Origin of the sequence: Zunongwangia profunda SM-A87, assembly GCF_000023465.1 — a bacterium.
In the GTDB taxonomy this organism is placed as follows: domain Bacteria; phylum Bacteroidota; class Bacteroidia; order Flavobacteriales; family Flavobacteriaceae; genus Zunongwangia; species Zunongwangia profunda.
Genome location: NC_014041.1, coordinates 3,561,128 through 3,575,561, shown reverse-complemented (window position 1 = coordinate 3,575,561; position 14,434 = coordinate 3,561,128). Strand labels below are relative to the sequence as shown.

Below are 14,434 nucleotides of genomic sequence, written 5' to 3'. Positions count from 1 at the left end.
CTTAATTTTTAACAAGTTGTTTTGAGCTATAATGCAACTTCAATAAATAATTAATTCCTAATAAAACTGAGAATAATAATAGTGCAAATAACTTTGTGCGATGGACGTCACCAAAAATCTCTAATCTTGGAAGAAATGTAAATGTTTTGAAAAAGAGTAAAAAAAACAAGGGCAGTACTACCGCAACTATTTTGAAAAAAATATTCTTTATCGGCGGAAATTTAAATTGCACTCTCGTATTAGCCTCAATCTGCTCCATTACACTATCCGTGAAATTGTCTGTTGTTTTTAAAGTACTTTTCTTTAAAATAACTTTAGCCTGATCTTCGTTCATAATAATTGCCTTATTTCGTTACCTAACATTTTTTGAAGTTTTAGCTCCATATTTTTTCGCCCTCGATGTAAATCGACTTTAATTTTTGATTTGCTAAAACCTGTAATTTCTCTAATCTCAAGTATTGTATGTTCGTATAAATAGAACAAGCGTAATATCAACGCTTCATCAGCTTTTATTCTATTTAGCGCTAAATTGATAAATTTTTTTTGTTCTTGTTCTGTTAACGCTTTTGTTTCCGATTTTCCATCTGTTTCAACAGACAAATTAGAAAGAACGTCTATTTGCTGGTGGTTTTTCTGCTTTTTCAAAAGATTATAAGCTGTATTGATTACAATTCGATACAGCCAAGTCGAAAATTTTGAATCCTGTCTAAAGGCATTCAGCTTTTCATATACTTTTATAAATGCTGTTTGAACAGCATCTTGAGCAAGGTCGTTGTCTTTTAATACAGAACAGGCCAAGGTAAGAGACACATCTTTATAGGCATTCACTAAATCCTTAAATGCCAATGTGTCTCCCGCCTTGATTCTGTTTATAAGTTCGATATCAAAAGCTTCGTTCCGACTCACTTGTTTTTTTTACGTAACCAATGAGCAACTAAAAGTCCAATAGCTCCAAATATGAGAATAGTTCCCCATATTAATAAATCAGCTGTGTCTTCAGTAAGTTCCATCGTGGTAAAAATGGTAGAAACCATTAGTCCTACACCAAGCGATAATAAAATACAGCCAATATCGAGATATTGCATTTTATTTGATGTATTTGGATTTGTCAAACCCTTTGCGATCATCGCTTTTTTAATAAGGTAGCTATAGTGTGCAATAATATACACTACTGTAACTACACCTGCCATTAAGAATAAACTTCCCAAGGCTTCTTGTATTTGTTCCATTGTATTTAATTTTTAAATTATGATTTTTTTACTCTTGAAACGCTAGGTTTAAAATTGTTCTCCAAGCGTTTTTGAAATTTCTTTTATGAAAGGTAACATACTTCCGCAATTGGTAAATAGTACTAATCCGTACTCTTGTTCAGGAACAAACATCGCATAAGCCTGGAAATCGTGGTTGTTACCTGTATGCAAATGCATCATACCATTTTTTGTGGGCTTTTGGGCAAAGCCTAACCCCCAACCAACCTGTCCAGTTTCTAACTTCATAAGATTATCGTCCTTAAATTCCGTTTGTAGTTTTAACATTTCCGTAAATGACTGTTCACTTAAACCTTCTTTTTTGAGCATAGCGATAATGAATTTTGAAAATTCAGCAGCTTCGCTGTGAACACTCGAGAATGCATTGAAGGTTTTTCCGCTCCATCGTCCTTCTCCTGGTTTATTTTGGGTGGGATGTCCTTGATTATCGTGACCAAATACTTTATGATTTTCTAAATAATCATCCCATATAAAGGTGGTATGCGGCATATTTAGTGGTTGTGTTACTTCTTTTTGAAACAATTGATTTAACCCTTCTTTAAATCCTACTCCTAATTTAATACCGATAACCGCCGCCAAATATTGATAGGCTTCTCCCGAATACATAAAGTCAGTTCCCGGTTTAAATGCCAGTTTTATAGGTTGGTTATTAGCGTGATTTGGAAACCCTGTTTGGTGTGCCAACACCATTCGCGCAGTTATTGATTTATAATCTTCTAGTGATTCAGGTGAAATTCCTGGATGTGGTAAATATTCGTGCAAGGGTTTATCTAATTCAATAACGTCATTTTCGACCATTTTCATTACAAAGTATGCAAAAATAGGTTTTGATAGTGACGCACCTTCAAACATACTTTGTTTATTCAGTGGCTCTTTTGTGTCTGCATTAGCTACTCCAAATACTTGGTGATAAGCCAATTGATTTTTATTGATTATAGTAACGGAAAGCCCAGGAAGATTATGCTGCTTTATTGCTTTTTTAATAGCAGTGTTCAATGTCTCAATTGATAGAGTTTTACCATCTACTGTTTTGATGGTTTTGGTTTGAGCACTAGCGGTTATGACTGTAGAAGCAAAAAGTGCAATAGTTATGTTTCTTATAATGGATTTTAGATACTTCATCTTGTTTATTTTAATTAACGAATGTTTTTTGGTGAATTCACATCCATTGGACAAGATGACTTTTTGAAAGGTTACAATTTTTTAATTTATGCAACTTTTATTTAGGACAGGACATAATTGTTGCTAACGTTTTTGGCTATAGTTTCGCTGATATCTACAATCTTTATACTATTAATCGAGATTGAATCCATTTGTTTTCCAACTCTTTTCATTATAGTTAGAAATTGATTTTTTTCGTACACGCTCCAAAAATCAGTCGGCATATAATCAACTGCTTTTTCATATTCTCTTTTGGAAATTAAATTACTGTATTTTAAAAAATCAGATTTTAATTGAGTTTTTGAAATTTCTTGTCCGCAACCAATTTTTGCAACAAGTATAAATAATATCAAGAGTGTTTTTTTCATAAGTACGCTATGGCCTTGGTTATCGCCAGTGGGGGGAGGGATGTGGTTTTGTCGGCTTAGTATTGTTTTTTTATCAAGTTAATTATTTTCTTTCTAACGCATCCGCTTATTGGCGATGAACCGTCTTTGTTGGTGGGAGTTATTCTTATTCTGATATAAATTTTATTGCTTCTTGAATATTTCCATCTAAAAGTAGATTATCAAAATTATCTTTCTCCCCAATAGTTACGTCAGGAATAATTTTTTCATAGTAGTTACCATTTCTATCGCAGTCATAGCTAGTTGTCAGGGTCATAAAAGCTCCAAATGGTAAATCTGCTTTAATATTACTGGTTGTCTTTCCGTATGTTTTTTTACCAATAAAAGTTGTGTTTTCTCTTCCTTTGAAGGCTAATGCAGTTATTTCTCCAGAACTACCAGTTGCAAGATTTGTAATTACTGCTATGTTTATTTTATCAAGTAACTTTCCTTCAGGTTTTATGTAAGATACTGTTTTAGAATTATCCTTATATTTTCCATTCTTTAATTTTATTTCACTGATCTGATTTTTATTAATGTCAAGTATACCCCATACCACATTATCACCTAGAAAGTCATACAAGGCCAATAGCATTGGGAAAATGTCACCACCCGTATTAAAACGCAAATCAATAATCCAACCTTGCAACTTATTTGACTTTTTAATCTTATTAACTTCATCGTACAAGTCTTGTGACTGTTTATGAAGATTTTTTTCACTGTGCATGCCTGGCATTAAAATATAACCATATTGATTATCTAAAATCTTAACTTCAAATTGTGGGTTTATTTTATATTTTTTTATCCATTGCTCGGTAAAATCGTCTTGAGTAGGAGCTGGAAAATTTCCACTAAATTGCTTGCCATTATAAAATAATTTGGAATGATCTGCTTTTGTTAAATCAAAAACAATAGAAACTTCATTTAGTGATTTGTTGAAATCAGAATATTGTTTTAATTCATTATTAATTTTTGTTTCTATTTCTTTCCAGTCGACTTTTTCTCTAAATAAATATCCATTTTTCATTACCTCAAAAAGGTTGTCGTAGAAGAATCTTATACTGTCTTGCGATGTTTTAAAATCTTGTGCCTGAATATTTAAAGAAAAGAATAATATAAGCGTAATTTCTAAATATTTCTTCATAAAATAATTTCTATTCTAAATTTTGTCTTATACTGAAATTGTATATAACGTCGAAGTTGTTCCTTCGCAAGTTAATAAAAAAGTCGAATCAGGTACATTTACATTGCTTTTAGAAAATATTGTATTCTGGGTAGTTTAAGCTCTACTATTCTGTCTTCCAATATGTCCCGAGCTCCAGGATTCTGATCGAGTTGTTTTTTCAACTTGTATGCCAATTTAAAAAAGGGCTTTGATTCGACTATACTTTTTCGTTATCTAACTTGCCTTTTCAGCAGGTCTTAAACGAGGGATTCTGACTAACGGTTCTCGGCTATGAGTGTTGAGGATTTCCTGCCCTAATTTTTCAGTTTAGCACTAACCTTTTATGCTTTTATTTTTAATTGATCGCATAATAAACCAATTGCTTATAGCCATTGTGTGTGCCCAGCATGGGCATCTTTATCATATCTAAGATATGATATTAATCTAAAGGGTGCAAGTCCCTTATGGGCAGGGATGACCCTTCGACTACGCTCAGGACAGGCTCTTTGAACCATTAGTAAGCTGCAAGCTTGTCTGTCGTGAGACGGGAAGTGAAGGAAGCAGGACTACAAATCTTGGGACTGACGAACAGGAGCCAGATATGAGGCTAAAAGTTCCGATGGCTATCGGAAGGATAAGCAAGCACATCATTGCGACGTCCCAAACACTTTTATAGTGAATACCGGAGCAGTAGGATCTGGCAGGAATCAAGGGAAAGAAGATGTTCTTACCTGGAGGACGGAGCGTAAGGAAAATGTCTTGCAGACATTTTTAGCGAACGGGCCAGCCTGCCGCATTGGGGAAGCCACGGGTTGGTATAATAGAGAGGTCAGCCGAAGTCGTAGTACCCAAAGTAACGAGGTGTAAAATATTGCACAGGTCTCACAAATGGGGAAGGACTGAACATCGTCGTTTCGGAAATTAGAATAGGAGCATAGATTTTCTTTAATGGGTGACCGATTCCCTGGAAAGTGTGTAGCCTATTGCTTAAAGTATGGAATAGTTTTAATTGGTGTAAAGAGCGATTGAAAGGATGGACGATGAACCGCCGTATACGAGACCCGTGCGCTGGGTGGTGTGAGGTGGGCACTCCGTCATTTGATGGCGGAGCCATCCACTCGATTGGCATTTCGTATTTTATGAAATCCAGGTTCCTTTTACTTCATCAATTATCCATTGGCCATTTTCGTCCTTCTTTATGAAAATCCGAACCCCATATCCATTTAAAGGAGCGCTTACATAACCAGCGTTTAAAACTCCGTAGCTTTTAGTTTTATCAAATACTATTTTAGTAAAACTAAGCGAGGCATCGATCATTATTCCATAATCGTTGCGCCAAAACTTACCGTCACCAGGAAGTTCAGAATTATATATGAATCTTACTTTCGTGTGATTACTTTTCAATTTTGATAAATTAATGCTGAATCGATTTGATTCAATTAAGGAATGGGGCGAAATATTTTGATGGCTAAAATGTTGGATTAATTCCTTTATATCATTTTCTTCTGTTCTGTTAATAGAGTCGGGCATTGTCAGGTAAACTTTTGTTGTATCTTGTTCTATAGAGTCCTTTTTCTTCTGCCAGTTCTCATACCATTTTTTATATTGCGCGGATTTTTTCCATTTTTCAAATCCATCTTGATTAATTCCTACGGAATCCATAAATTTAAAATATTCTGGTGGTGGCGGTGCACTTAATCTACTATCGGTATGGATAGAATCTATAAGGTAGGGAAATATTTCATAAAACACTTCTTCTCCAAAACTTGTTTGCGATAGGTTATTTTTATGCACACCATTTGAAGAAAACAAGATGATGAGAAAAAGTGCGAATAATAAAGTTGTCAATTTTTTCATAGGTGTGGCAACGGTTTTGTAAGCGTCGGTAAAGGGAAAGTGCGTGAGTACTTTCCGCTGGCGTAACCAATATAACAAAACGAGTTGAATTTTCGGTAGAAAATTCAGCCGTTATTGCGCTTACACGTTGCTGTGTGCTGGCTTTTTATTCCACAATATTTTTATTTTCAGACTTATGATTAATAAAATCAAATAGTCCATTATTAAACTTACAATTAAATATATCCATTGATAATTTAAGTCAATTTTGTCTCCGAGATTTCCGTTGATAGATTCTCCAATTAACCAAGTAGGGACGATTCCTTTTGCGTAGTAAAGCATACAATAATTCCACGAAAAACTTTGAAGTCCAGCAATTTTTGAAGTTGGTTCTGGTAAAGTCAAGTAGAGAACTAGATAAAAGGCGATTTCGATTCCTAAAAATAAAGTCAGCGACTTTTTTGTTTGATTAAGTCCAATGAAATTTTTACGCTGATTTTTAAATCCAAATATTATCCACGGAATTAACAAGAGAATTGAAATCATATTTGGTCAGTCTTTTTAAAAATCTGTTTATTAAAAATTAGTAATAAGAAAAATAAAATACCGCAACCAACGGTTTTATCAATCTCGTCCTTTAATCTTTGTGTCCAATCTTTGGGTTTTAAAAACTTTGTTTTATCTGCACCAAACTTTAATAGTTCAAAATATGTAAGACTGCACCAATATTCAACTATCAATTCAGCATCTTTATGTTCAAGTTTTTTGATTGTAATTTCCATAATTTTCACACGTTATTTTACAATACCACATTAGTAAATAGTTTGTTAACTATTTTCCATTCGCCATTTATTTTGAAAAGTGATAGATAGTCGTAATAATTAAAACCTAACATTGGTACGTGTAACAACCATCACGGATAAAAAGTTCTTCCTGATACCGACTCTCATCGATTGTTTCTCTTAGATGAAGCAATCGCTCTCGATACACTGTCCCGGATGAATTTAGGATCTGGTATTCTAATTGCGATTCTTCAATAGTCTCATGCTAGTTTGCTTTGGTAGCATAAAAATTAAAAAACAGCAGTACAGAGAGACTTGATTGTTCAATCTTAGGAATTTATTCTTTTATTAAATTTATTATCAATTTTTGGATTGTTTCTCGTTGTTCAGGAAGGCTTTGAGCAACAATTAAAGCTAAGGTAACAAGCGTATTATCATTAATTTTCCGTTCTCCACTTTCATTAAGATGATGGTTGTTTTGTTCAAGAAACCAAACGAATAAAAAAGATCCTATCCGTTTGTTACCATCACTGAATGGATGCCCCTTTATAACTGAATATAATAGTTGTACTGCTTCCTCCTCAATCGTTGGATAGGCCAATTTACCGAAAACGGTTTGTGAGATACTGCCCAAAATCCCTCTAAAAGCATCGTCTTTTTCATTGCCAAAAAGTTTGCTTGCTTCCCATTTTTCAGTAAATCTGATCGTAATTTCTCAATTGCACCATTAACGTCATTATAGTTAATTACATAGATTACGTCTTCATTGAGGTTGTCAGAGGATAATTCATCTTTATCGTACTTTTCGAGTAGTTCAAAAGATTTTGAATAATGAGAAATTATTGACAAAAAGCCGTCAGTTAGTGTTTTTTGTGTTTTAAAGAGGGCTTTGTTTAGGTTATTTAGCTCTTTTTGTAATGCTACAACCTTATTTTGTTCTTTTTTGAGCAGTTTTTTATTGATTGAGTAACCTTTGAGAAGATATTCCTTAAGTCGTTGGGTCGCCCATTTTATGAACTCGGTACCTACCTGAGATTTGACACGGTACCCAACTGAAATTATAATATCTAAGTTGTAAGCAGCAACTTTTCTTGAAACCTCCCGTTTCTCTTCTCTTTGAACTTGGCGGAATTCCCGCCAAGTTAATTCCCTATCAAGTTCGCCTTCTTCATAAATGTTTTTAATATGCTCTCCGATTGTTCTTCTCGCTTTGCCAAACAACTCCATTATTTGTTGTTCGGTAGCCCAGACAGTATCGTTCTCCCCATCCAGGACTACTTCAAATTCAGTTTGCCCACTTCGAGGTCTAAAGATAATAACTTCACTATTTTTAATTTTAGGATGGTTCATTTCTAAATGACAAGATTTTATCAAATGTGCTTTGCACTCATTTTCGAAGGTACTTAAAAAATTAAAAATATAATCTGGCTTGGACAACTTTACAGACTTTAAAATCTACCCAAAAATCCCCAACAACCTTAGTTTGAAATACTTTTTGAAGATTCATCTTCATCTTATTTTATGTAGAAAACTTAGATTTTCGGAAAGTGGCATAATTTAAACCGAAATCACTGGCACAAATCGATCCGAGTTATCCACAGGTTTCCGGTTCTTGCAATAAAAAAATAATTCAGGATCAATATGTGCATATGCCAAGGTTTCCCGTAAGTTTTTAAAACTTTTGATGCTCAAATGTTTTTCCAAATATTATAGTCGGACATTTTCCGCAACCACAGCTCGCAATAACTTTCAGATTTCCGATTAAATTTGTCCATTCCGATTTTTCTTTCCCAAATAAATAAGTCAGAAATTCAATTTCGGATTTTATCAACTCTCTTTTATCTGGAATGCTATATTTCATTAAGAGACTATTTTTTCAATTGAGTTTTCGTCCACTTTAAGGGCTTTTAATATTTCGCGTGCTTTAGGTTTGTCCATTATCATTGCCTTGTCAAACTCGTTTAAAAGACCAGAAATGTAAAGGCGTTCATTTACAGTTGTACCTTTTAAATCGCATTTTTCTGCTATTTTGTGAATTTCTTCGATAGTCATTCTATATTATTTACAACGTTTTCGTTTGTAACTAGTTGGCGGAGTAAGGGACGCGGATTTGTCGGCTTAGTATTGGTTCGTTAGTCAATTTAAATATTTTCTTTCTAACGGTGCCGCTTATTGGCGATGAACCGTTACAAACTGTAGCTATATTAATAAATTCTCTTAGAAAATTATAAAATACCCCAAATATTATAGAGAATGATAAAAAATAACAGTCCTGCAATAAGAATAGTAATAATTTTCTTTGATAAATAATTTTTGTTAACCGAAGTTAGAAGATAATATATAGCCAAAGAAGACAAAACAATATTTAAACCACTTAGACTAGTTTGACTAATAGGAATGTTAAAAATTATATCTTTAAATTTACTCAATCTATAAGACTGATCAGTTTCAGGATACTTGTTATAAATGATCAGCCATGTAAAAAAGGTATAAATGGGAATTATTGCTATGATAATCCCGGTCACAATTTTTTTCATAATTTTTTATTCTGGTTCGCAAGCTGGTTGTAAGCTTCCCCTAATTAGAACTGCCTGATTGTCTAAAATTACTGTTTTTCATAGTTCTGGCGGTACCGCCAGAACTATGAAATTCGGCATAGGCTACAGGTGCCATTTTTTCCTAAGGCATTATGTGGCCGGATGTTATTATAATCTTCCATCCAAGTTTGGGTTTGTTCCCTGACTTGGTTTAGATCTTCAAAGATATACTTATTGAGTACTCCTCTTCGGTAACTTCCATTAAAGCGTTCAATAAATGCATTTTGTGTCGGCTTTCCGGGTTGGATATATTGAAAAATGATGCCTTGCATCTGACTCCACTCCGAGGCGATCTTAGCTACAAATTCAGGACCATTATCCATCCTTATTTTTTGAGGTTTTCCTCTGCGATTAATTAAATGGTTTAATACCCAAATGACACGCTTGCTGGGCAATGAAAAATCAATTTCTATATGTAATGCTTCCCGGTTATAATCATCAATAACCGTTAGGCCGCGGAAGCGTCTTTTATTCTCTAAGATATCAGTAACAAAATCAATACTCCAACTACCATTGGGAGCTAATGGAACTTCCAAAGGTTTTTTGACTCTGGCCGGTAATCGCTTTTTTACCTTTCTTCTTAAACTTAAACCAAGTTTTTTATAGACCCGGTACACCCGTTTATGGTTCCAAGGCTTACCTTCATGGCGTAATCGTTCATAAGCCATCCAAAAGCCTTCTTCCGAATGTTCTTCAGCCTTTTGTTGTAAAGCTGTTTCGATCGCAGTGTCGTTCTTCGGCAAAGGACTGTAGTAATAAACACTCTTACTCATATTCAACACACGGCATGCCCTACTAATACCGTAATGAATAAGTTCTTTTGTGATAGCTCGTTTACGCCAGGGCTTTAAAGCTTTCCTGCCTGCCGGCAGGCAGGTTTTCAATAATCTCTTTGGCCATTTGATGATCCAGCGATAAATTGGCATACATCTGCTTGAGCCTTCGATTTTCTTCCTCAAGGTCTTTTAAACGCTTGAGTTCTTTACCGTTCATACCGCCATAGCGTTCCCTCCACTTTTAAAAAGCAGCTGCGCTGATTTTGTACTCCCGGCTGATTTCAGCGGCCGTTTTGCCGTTATCAAATTCCTTTAAAATCTTGGCGATTTGTTGTGGTGAATATTTACTCTTCTTCATAATTACTGTTTAAAATTAAGCAAAATAATATACTTTTAAACAGTTAGATTTTAAGGGAAGCTTACACAAGGTCAATTTTATTTTTAAAATCAGGATTTCCTTTCGGAATTATAGAACTTAAAATTCCGATAATTGCTTTTTTAATATTCCGCTTTACAGCTCCATTTGGTTCAGAAGTAGGTTCATTTTTCGGAACTTTGAATTGTATGTAAGTCGTTTTTTTCAAATGTTGGGTAACGTCTCGGCTATGAGTAGTTGCGTGATTTAGCACGAAACTTTGCAAGTACACACCAAGCTGAAAATCCGCGAGACACGAGCGAAGCGAACTGGCGCCAGCAATTTTCAGAAGTAGGCAAGAACAAGCAATTATTTATAGCCATTGTGCCTGTTGCACAAGTTCTTTTTGAATCAAAATTCGAAATAAAAGTAGTTTTAAAGAATACGATAAATTTGAATAACAATAATTTATCTATTACGAAAAATCAGGATAATTCTCTTTTTTTAGAAATATAGGCTTGTGCAACAGTTACCATTTTTAGGTGCAGTTTTTATTGGTTTTTCAAGTCAGATAAATTTTCAACGACCTTACAGTTTTTCATTAAAACGTTCATCATAATAAGTCCGTCACATTTTCCGTAAACTGTAATTCGTTGTCCCTTTTTTAATTGAGCTGCAACATTGGCATCGTCAAGATAGCATTGGACACTCCCAATCACTTCGCCAGTTTTTAAAGTAACATAAATATCGTCCAATATGTCTTTCTTTATGTACTCGACAAATCCCTCAACATAAAAATATTTGCCTTTGAAATTATTATCAGTACTCACTTCATTTTGTTGATAGGTATAATACAGGTCTGAAGCATAAACGGTTTGGTTTTCTCTTGTTTCTATTTCTTTTTGTCGTTCTATTACTAAAAGACTGTCTTTTTGAGCTTGAGTTAAACTTTCATCAGCTTGAATTTTTTCAGACGCTGTCGGTTCGTTTGAAGATTCGTCATCCATACTTCCAAATGCGATGAATACAAATAATGCTAAAGCCGAAGCTGAAATTAGGTGTTGTAGATTTTTTTTCATTGAAATTTAAATTTTAAGTTAATGGTTTTTGTAAAAAATATGAATGGTAAAATCATTCCGAAAATATAAAAAAACAAGTCGGTCAAATCGAATGTTCCAATTATAAGTCCAAATAGTTGTCCGATTTCGCTACCGATTGCCAAAATTGGAATTATGAAAATCCACAAGGCATTTTTAAGCGAAACAGAATTTTGCCAAATAGCCAACATTAAGCAAACATACGAGAAAATCCAAAGTCCGTCTGGTAGCGAGAACAAAATCCATTCGGGAAGTTCATTGGCAAATTTAAAAGTCAATTTTCGCATTCCGTTTGTCAGTCCGCCCAAACCAATAGTTTCGTACCAACCGAACATTTTGAGCGTTGCAGTTCGGAACAGTACGTAAATTAGTCCACCGAAAACCAAGGTCAAAAAACTCCCAAAAAATAATTGTCTTTTCATTTAGTTTCAAATCTGTAACAAGGTGCAAAATAGAAAATTTGGTTTATTGTTTTTTATGTTTTTTCTCATTTAGCCGAATTTTTTGTCTCAAATTCTGACTAACGTCAAATTTAGTTATTGATTATTAATCAGTTATGTTTTTTCAATTTCTCAATTCCCATTACTTTTTTATATTATCATTTTGTCGTTAGCTCAAGAAATTAACAGGCTTTTTCTTCATGTGGGGAATTGCACCTAACGGCAGTTTGTCTCAAAACTACCTGCTTTGGTTTTAAAAATAGTTGAAATTAGGATTGAAAACAAAATTTATACTATGATCAGTATTTTTTGTTGTGCATTGGGTAAAAGCTTTTTTCAGTCTTATAAAGGCTTTTATATACTTCTTTAAAAATAGTAATACGATGAGTTGGTGTAAGCCGATTTTACTATTGAACAATCTTCTTAAATTATAGGCCAGTGCGATGAGTCCAAAGTCGGCTGAAGCTGCTTTAATGCCTCTTTTGGTCATGATATGGTCAAAGCCCCATTGGCGCTTTATAGTACCATATGGATGTTCAACTAAGGCCTGTCGCTTTTTATACAGCGCACCGCTTTGAGCAATGCGCTTAGCGTTGTCCTGAATGTTTTGCGTGTACTGACTGCGCTGAATGACCTTTCCATTGATTTTTGAAGTAGTGCAATTATCTCGTACCGGGCATTGTTTGCATGCCCTGGTCTTGTATTGTTTAAAGGTATAGTTGCGGGCTTTGTACCAGGAGCCATTGCTGTATAAAGTATTTCCCTGAGGGCAAGTATAGGCGTCATCATCAGGATTATAAATGAAGTTTTCAGCATTGTATTTAGGATCTGGCGCCTGACTTTTACGACCAATGGCCGGAATGGCCACCAGGGTATTGATACCCATACTATCGGCAATATGGAACTCGCTTCCGGTATGATAGCCTTTGTCATAAAGTGCAGTAAAGGAATTTGATTGTAAAATGGACTTGGCCCTTCTGAGCATGATGCCCATTGCTTTTTTATCATTTTGATTGGTGAGTTTATAATCGATCAGTAATTTATGTTTGGCATCTACGGTAGTTTGCGCGGTGTAGCAGACCTCGGTAACGGTTCCCCATACAATTTGATGCCGGCTATCGGGATCAGAAATTGATCGTTGTGGGTTTTCAGAAGAAGCATCGTTGTCTAATTGTTTTTGTATTGCCCGGTATTTGACCTGTTGCTGTTTGCGCCCCTTTATTTGATCTTTAATTTCTTTGGTTTTTTTCCGGTCTCCATCAGCTGTGGCCAGTTCCTGGTTATGCTCTTGGAGCTTTTTATCAATATAGTCGAGATGGCGCTGGATTTTCTTTTTGTTGTAGTTATTTTTTTTGCTGTTTTGCGCCCTTAGCTTGGTAGAATCCCCGGCAATAAGTGTTTCCCCGATCAGGTTGAAGTTACGGGCGATGGCCACGCTTTGCCGGAACACCTTTCGGATGGCTTTTGGGTTTTCTTTTCTAAACCGGGCAATGGTATTGTGATCGGGTTTTAAGTTTTTAATCAGCCAGATCATTTCAATGTTACGATAAGCCTCTTTCTCCAATCTTCGGGAAGATCGCATCTGGTTCATATAGCCATAGATAAAGAGTTTGAGCAGATCTGCGGGGTCATAGGGCGGCCTCCCTTGAGTGGCTATAATTTGAAAGCCCATTTGGGATAAATCGAGCAAGTTGACAAATTGATCAATGAGCCGTACGCTATTATCTTGGGGAATCATATCATCCAAACAGGTTGCGTAAAGACTAAGCTGTTCGCGGTCTTGTCCTTGTTGGTATTCCATATCCTAAAAATACGGAATTTTTAGGTTTTGAGACAGTCTGACGGTCTCGGCTATCGCAAGTTGCGGGAGTAGGGCCGCGGAGTTGTCGGTTTATTTGTATTCTTTCCTGGTTTCTAAAATTGCACTTTTTCGACTAAACCCGTTATTTGCGATGAGCCGTTGTTGGCAGTTTTGTTGAGTTGAAATTAATTTTTTTTAAGTAATTTGATATTTAATTAATCAATTGTTCCAATCTCTGCCACAAAAATTTTTTATCAAATTCTGCTAAGTGTGAAATATATCTTCCGGAATCAGAAATTAATACATATCCACCACATGGTGGATGTGTTTTGAAAAAGGTTTTTTCTATAACTTTATTGGGGTCTTGTTTCCAATCCTTAAATCCATCATGTCTTTCGAACAAATCTGTAGAATCTTTATAAACATATACTATATTGGAGGGCTCTATTTTATTAATTCCTTTTTCCATTTTATTGTACCAAACTTTTGTAGAACGTCTCGTTGAAGAACCGGATGAATTACATTTATCTTTTCCTGGATAATATATAATTACTAAAGGCTTATTTGAATCAATACTTGTATTACTACCATTCTGCAAAACTGAGTCTAATACACTTCTATCTAATTGGCCAAATCTTTCAACAGGATATATTTTTTTTGTTGCTTTATCAGAAAATTTTTTCGTAGAACACGAAATCATAATTTGAGATAATAAAATCAATAGGAATAATTTTTTTATCATTCTTTTACGGTAATTTTTATTAAACATT

The 14,434-nt window shown here is 34.7% G+C and carries 20 protein-coding genes and 1 pseudogene; 1 reads left to right on the top strand and 20 read right to left on the bottom strand.

Going from position 1 to position 14,434, the window contains the following annotated elements; translation table 11 throughout:
- Position 1: 1 nt before the first annotated feature.
- The 6 genes from ZPR_RS15610 to ZPR_RS15585 all read right to left on the bottom strand — a co-directional run bounded on the left by ZPR_RS15610 (position 2) and on the right by ZPR_RS15585 (position 3,959).
- Positions 2-334 carry a hypothetical protein gene (locus ZPR_RS15610; RefSeq protein ID WP_041578997.1) on the bottom strand — a complete coding sequence of 111 codons (333 nt, stop codon included), beginning with the start codon at positions 332-334 and terminating at the stop codon, positions 2-4.
- Positions 331-906: an RNA polymerase sigma factor gene (locus ZPR_RS15605; RefSeq protein WP_013072708.1), complete on the bottom strand. Its 576-nt coding sequence runs from the start codon at positions 904-906 to the stop codon at positions 331-333. Before ZPR_RS15605 ends, ZPR_RS15610 begins: the two co-directional genes overlap by 4 nt.
- The gene (locus ZPR_RS15600) at positions 903-1,229 is read right to left on the bottom strand and encodes a DUF6249 domain-containing protein (protein ID WP_013072707.1); all 327 of its coding nucleotides are present in this window, start codon (positions 1,227-1,229) and stop codon (positions 903-905) included. Before ZPR_RS15600 ends, ZPR_RS15605 begins: the two co-directional genes overlap by 4 nt.
- Positions 1,230-1,277: 48 nt before the next feature.
- Positions 1,278-2,390, bottom strand: coding sequence for a serine hydrolase domain-containing protein (locus tag ZPR_RS15595; protein ID WP_083759777.1), 1,113 nt, complete (start codon positions 2,388-2,390; stop codon positions 1,278-1,280).
- A 101-nt stretch (positions 2,391-2,491) separates the two neighbouring features.
- On the bottom strand, positions 2,492-2,797 hold the full coding sequence (locus ZPR_RS15590) for a hypothetical protein (protein ID WP_013072705.1): 306 nt from the start codon (positions 2,795-2,797) through the stop codon (positions 2,492-2,494).
- A gap of 145 nt (positions 2,798-2,942) precedes the next feature.
- Positions 2,943-3,959, bottom strand: coding sequence for a S41 family peptidase (locus ZPR_RS15585; RefSeq protein ID WP_013072704.1), 1,017 nt, complete (start codon positions 3,957-3,959; stop codon positions 2,943-2,945).
- Positions 3,960-4,655: 696 nt separating this feature from the next.
- On the opposite strand from ZPR_RS15585, the gene ZPR_RS23260 reads away from it, so the two are divergent.
- On the top strand, positions 4,656-4,847 hold the full coding sequence (locus tag ZPR_RS23260; RefSeq protein ID WP_013072702.1) for a hypothetical protein: 192 nt from the start codon (positions 4,656-4,658) through the stop codon (positions 4,845-4,847).
- 270 nt (positions 4,848-5,117) lie between these two features.
- On the opposite strand, the gene ZPR_RS15575 is transcribed toward ZPR_RS23260, so the two are convergent.
- The 14 genes and pseudogenes from ZPR_RS15575 to ZPR_RS15510 all read right to left on the bottom strand — a co-directional run bounded on the left by ZPR_RS15575 (position 5,118) and on the right by ZPR_RS15510 (position 14,406).
- Positions 5,118-5,837 (bottom strand): hypothetical protein, encoded by a 720-nt coding sequence (locus ZPR_RS15575; RefSeq protein WP_013072701.1) that lies wholly within the window; start codon positions 5,835-5,837, stop codon positions 5,118-5,120.
- 120 nt (positions 5,838-5,957) lie between these two features.
- Positions 5,958-6,362, bottom strand: a complete 405-nt coding sequence (locus ZPR_RS15570; protein ID WP_041578996.1) for a hypothetical protein — start codon at positions 6,360-6,362, stop codon at positions 5,958-5,960.
- The gene (locus tag ZPR_RS15565) at positions 6,359-6,598 is read right to left on the bottom strand and encodes a hypothetical protein (protein WP_013072700.1); all 240 of its coding nucleotides are present in this window, start codon (positions 6,596-6,598) and stop codon (positions 6,359-6,361) included. Before ZPR_RS15565 ends, ZPR_RS15570 begins: the two co-directional genes overlap by 4 nt.
- A gap of 17 nt (positions 6,599-6,615) precedes the next feature.
- Positions 6,616-6,711 carry a nuclear transport factor 2 family protein gene (locus ZPR_RS24080; protein ID WP_394329748.1) on the bottom strand — a complete coding sequence of 32 codons (96 nt, stop codon included), beginning with the start codon at positions 6,709-6,711 and terminating at the stop codon, positions 6,616-6,618.
- 224 nt (positions 6,712-6,935) lie between these two features.
- Positions 6,936-7,199: a type II toxin-antitoxin system death-on-curing family toxin gene (locus tag ZPR_RS24075; protein WP_394329733.1), complete on the bottom strand. Its 264-nt coding sequence runs from the start codon at positions 7,197-7,199 to the stop codon at positions 6,936-6,938.
- Positions 7,145-7,948, bottom strand: coding sequence for a virulence RhuM family protein (locus ZPR_RS15560; protein WP_233421310.1), 804 nt, complete (start codon positions 7,946-7,948; stop codon positions 7,145-7,147). Before ZPR_RS15560 ends, ZPR_RS24075 begins: the two co-directional genes overlap by 55 nt.
- Positions 7,949-8,270: 322 nt before the next feature.
- Entirely contained in the window at positions 8,271-8,459 is a 189-nt protein-coding gene (locus ZPR_RS15555) for a hypothetical protein (RefSeq protein WP_013072697.1), read from the bottom strand.
- Positions 8,459-8,650 carry a hypothetical protein gene (locus ZPR_RS15550; protein ID WP_013072696.1) on the bottom strand — a complete coding sequence of 64 codons (192 nt, stop codon included), beginning with the start codon at positions 8,648-8,650 and terminating at the stop codon, positions 8,459-8,461. Before ZPR_RS15550 ends, ZPR_RS15555 begins: the two co-directional genes overlap by 1 nt.
- 525 nt (positions 8,651-9,175) lie before the next feature.
- Positions 9,176-10,329 (bottom strand): annotated as a pseudogene (locus ZPR_RS15540) (IS3 family transposase).
- A 61-nt stretch (positions 10,330-10,390) separates the two neighbouring features.
- A complete protein-coding gene (locus ZPR_RS23450; RefSeq protein ID WP_013072692.1) occupies positions 10,391-10,555 on the bottom strand; it encodes a hypothetical protein in 165 nt (54 codons plus the stop codon).
- 322 nt (positions 10,556-10,877) lie between these two features.
- Positions 10,878-11,405, bottom strand: a complete 528-nt coding sequence (locus ZPR_RS15525; RefSeq protein WP_013072690.1) for an OB-fold protein — start codon at positions 11,403-11,405, stop codon at positions 10,878-10,880.
- The gene (locus tag ZPR_RS15520) at positions 11,402-11,845 is read right to left on the bottom strand and encodes a hypothetical protein (RefSeq protein WP_041578994.1); all 444 of its coding nucleotides are present in this window, start codon (positions 11,843-11,845) and stop codon (positions 11,402-11,404) included. The genes ZPR_RS15525 and ZPR_RS15520 overlap by 4 nt, the downstream gene beginning before the upstream one ends.
- A 271-nt stretch (positions 11,846-12,116) precedes the next feature.
- A complete protein-coding gene (locus ZPR_RS15515) occupies positions 12,117-13,664 on the bottom strand; it encodes an IS1182 family transposase (RefSeq protein ID WP_041578993.1) in 1,548 nt (515 codons plus the stop codon).
- Between the two features lie 211 nt (positions 13,665-13,875).
- On the bottom strand, positions 13,876-14,406 hold the full coding sequence (locus tag ZPR_RS15510; RefSeq protein WP_148211744.1) for a hypothetical protein: 531 nt from the start codon (positions 14,404-14,406) through the stop codon (positions 13,876-13,878).
- Positions 14,407-14,434 lie beyond the last annotated feature (28 nt).

Bases quoted from the DNA above. Each gene is read 5' to 3' on its own strand.
- ZPR_RS15610 (WP_041578997.1), bottom strand. From the start codon at position 334: ATGAACGAAGATCAGGCTAAAGTTATTTTAAAGAAAAGTACTTTAAAA.
- ZPR_RS15600 (WP_013072707.1), bottom strand. From the start codon at position 1,229: ATGGAACAAATACAAGAAGCCTTGGGAAGTTTATTCTTAATGGCAGGT.
- ZPR_RS15595 (WP_083759777.1), bottom strand. From the start codon at position 2,390: ATGAAGTATCTAAAATCCATTATAAGAAACATAACTATTGCACTTTTT.
- ZPR_RS15590 (WP_013072705.1), bottom strand. From the start codon at position 2,797: ATGAAAAAAACACTCTTGATATTATTTATACTTGTTGCAAAAATTGGT.
- ZPR_RS15585 (WP_013072704.1), bottom strand. From the start codon at position 3,959: ATGAAGAAATATTTAGAAATTACGCTTATATTATTCTTTTCTTTAAAT.
- ZPR_RS15575 (WP_013072701.1), bottom strand. From the start codon at position 5,837: ATGAAAAAATTGACAACTTTATTATTCGCACTTTTTCTCATCATCTTG.
- ZPR_RS15570 (WP_041578996.1), bottom strand. From the start codon at position 6,362: ATGATTTCAATTCTCTTGTTAATTCCGTGGATAATATTTGGATTTAAA.
- ZPR_RS15565 (WP_013072700.1), bottom strand. From the start codon at position 6,598: ATGGAAATTACAATCAAAAAACTTGAACATAAAGATGCTGAATTGATA.
- ZPR_RS24080 (WP_394329748.1), bottom strand. From the start codon at position 6,711: ATGTTAGGTTTTAATTATTACGACTATCTATCACTTTTCAAAATAAAT.
- ZPR_RS15560 (WP_233421310.1), bottom strand. From the start codon at position 7,948: ATGAACCATCCTAAAATTAAAAATAGTGAAGTTATTATCTTTAGACCT.
- ZPR_RS15555 (WP_013072697.1), bottom strand. From the start codon at position 8,459: ATGAAATATAGCATTCCAGATAAAAGAGAGTTGATAAAATCCGAAATT.
- ZPR_RS15550 (WP_013072696.1), bottom strand. From the start codon at position 8,650: ATGACTATCGAAGAAATTCACAAAATAGCAGAAAAATGCGATTTAAAA.
- ZPR_RS15525 (WP_013072690.1), bottom strand. From the start codon at position 11,405: ATGAAAAAAAATCTACAACACCTAATTTCAGCTTCGGCTTTAGCATTA.
- ZPR_RS15520 (WP_041578994.1), bottom strand. From the start codon at position 11,845: ATGAAAAGACAATTATTTTTTGGGAGTTTTTTGACCTTGGTTTTCGGT.
- ZPR_RS15515 (WP_041578993.1), bottom strand. From the start codon at position 13,664: ATGGAATACCAACAAGGACAAGACCGCGAACAGCTTAGTCTTTACGCA.
- ZPR_RS15510 (WP_148211744.1), bottom strand. From the start codon at position 14,406: ATGATAAAAAAATTATTCCTATTGATTTTATTATCTCAAATTATGATT.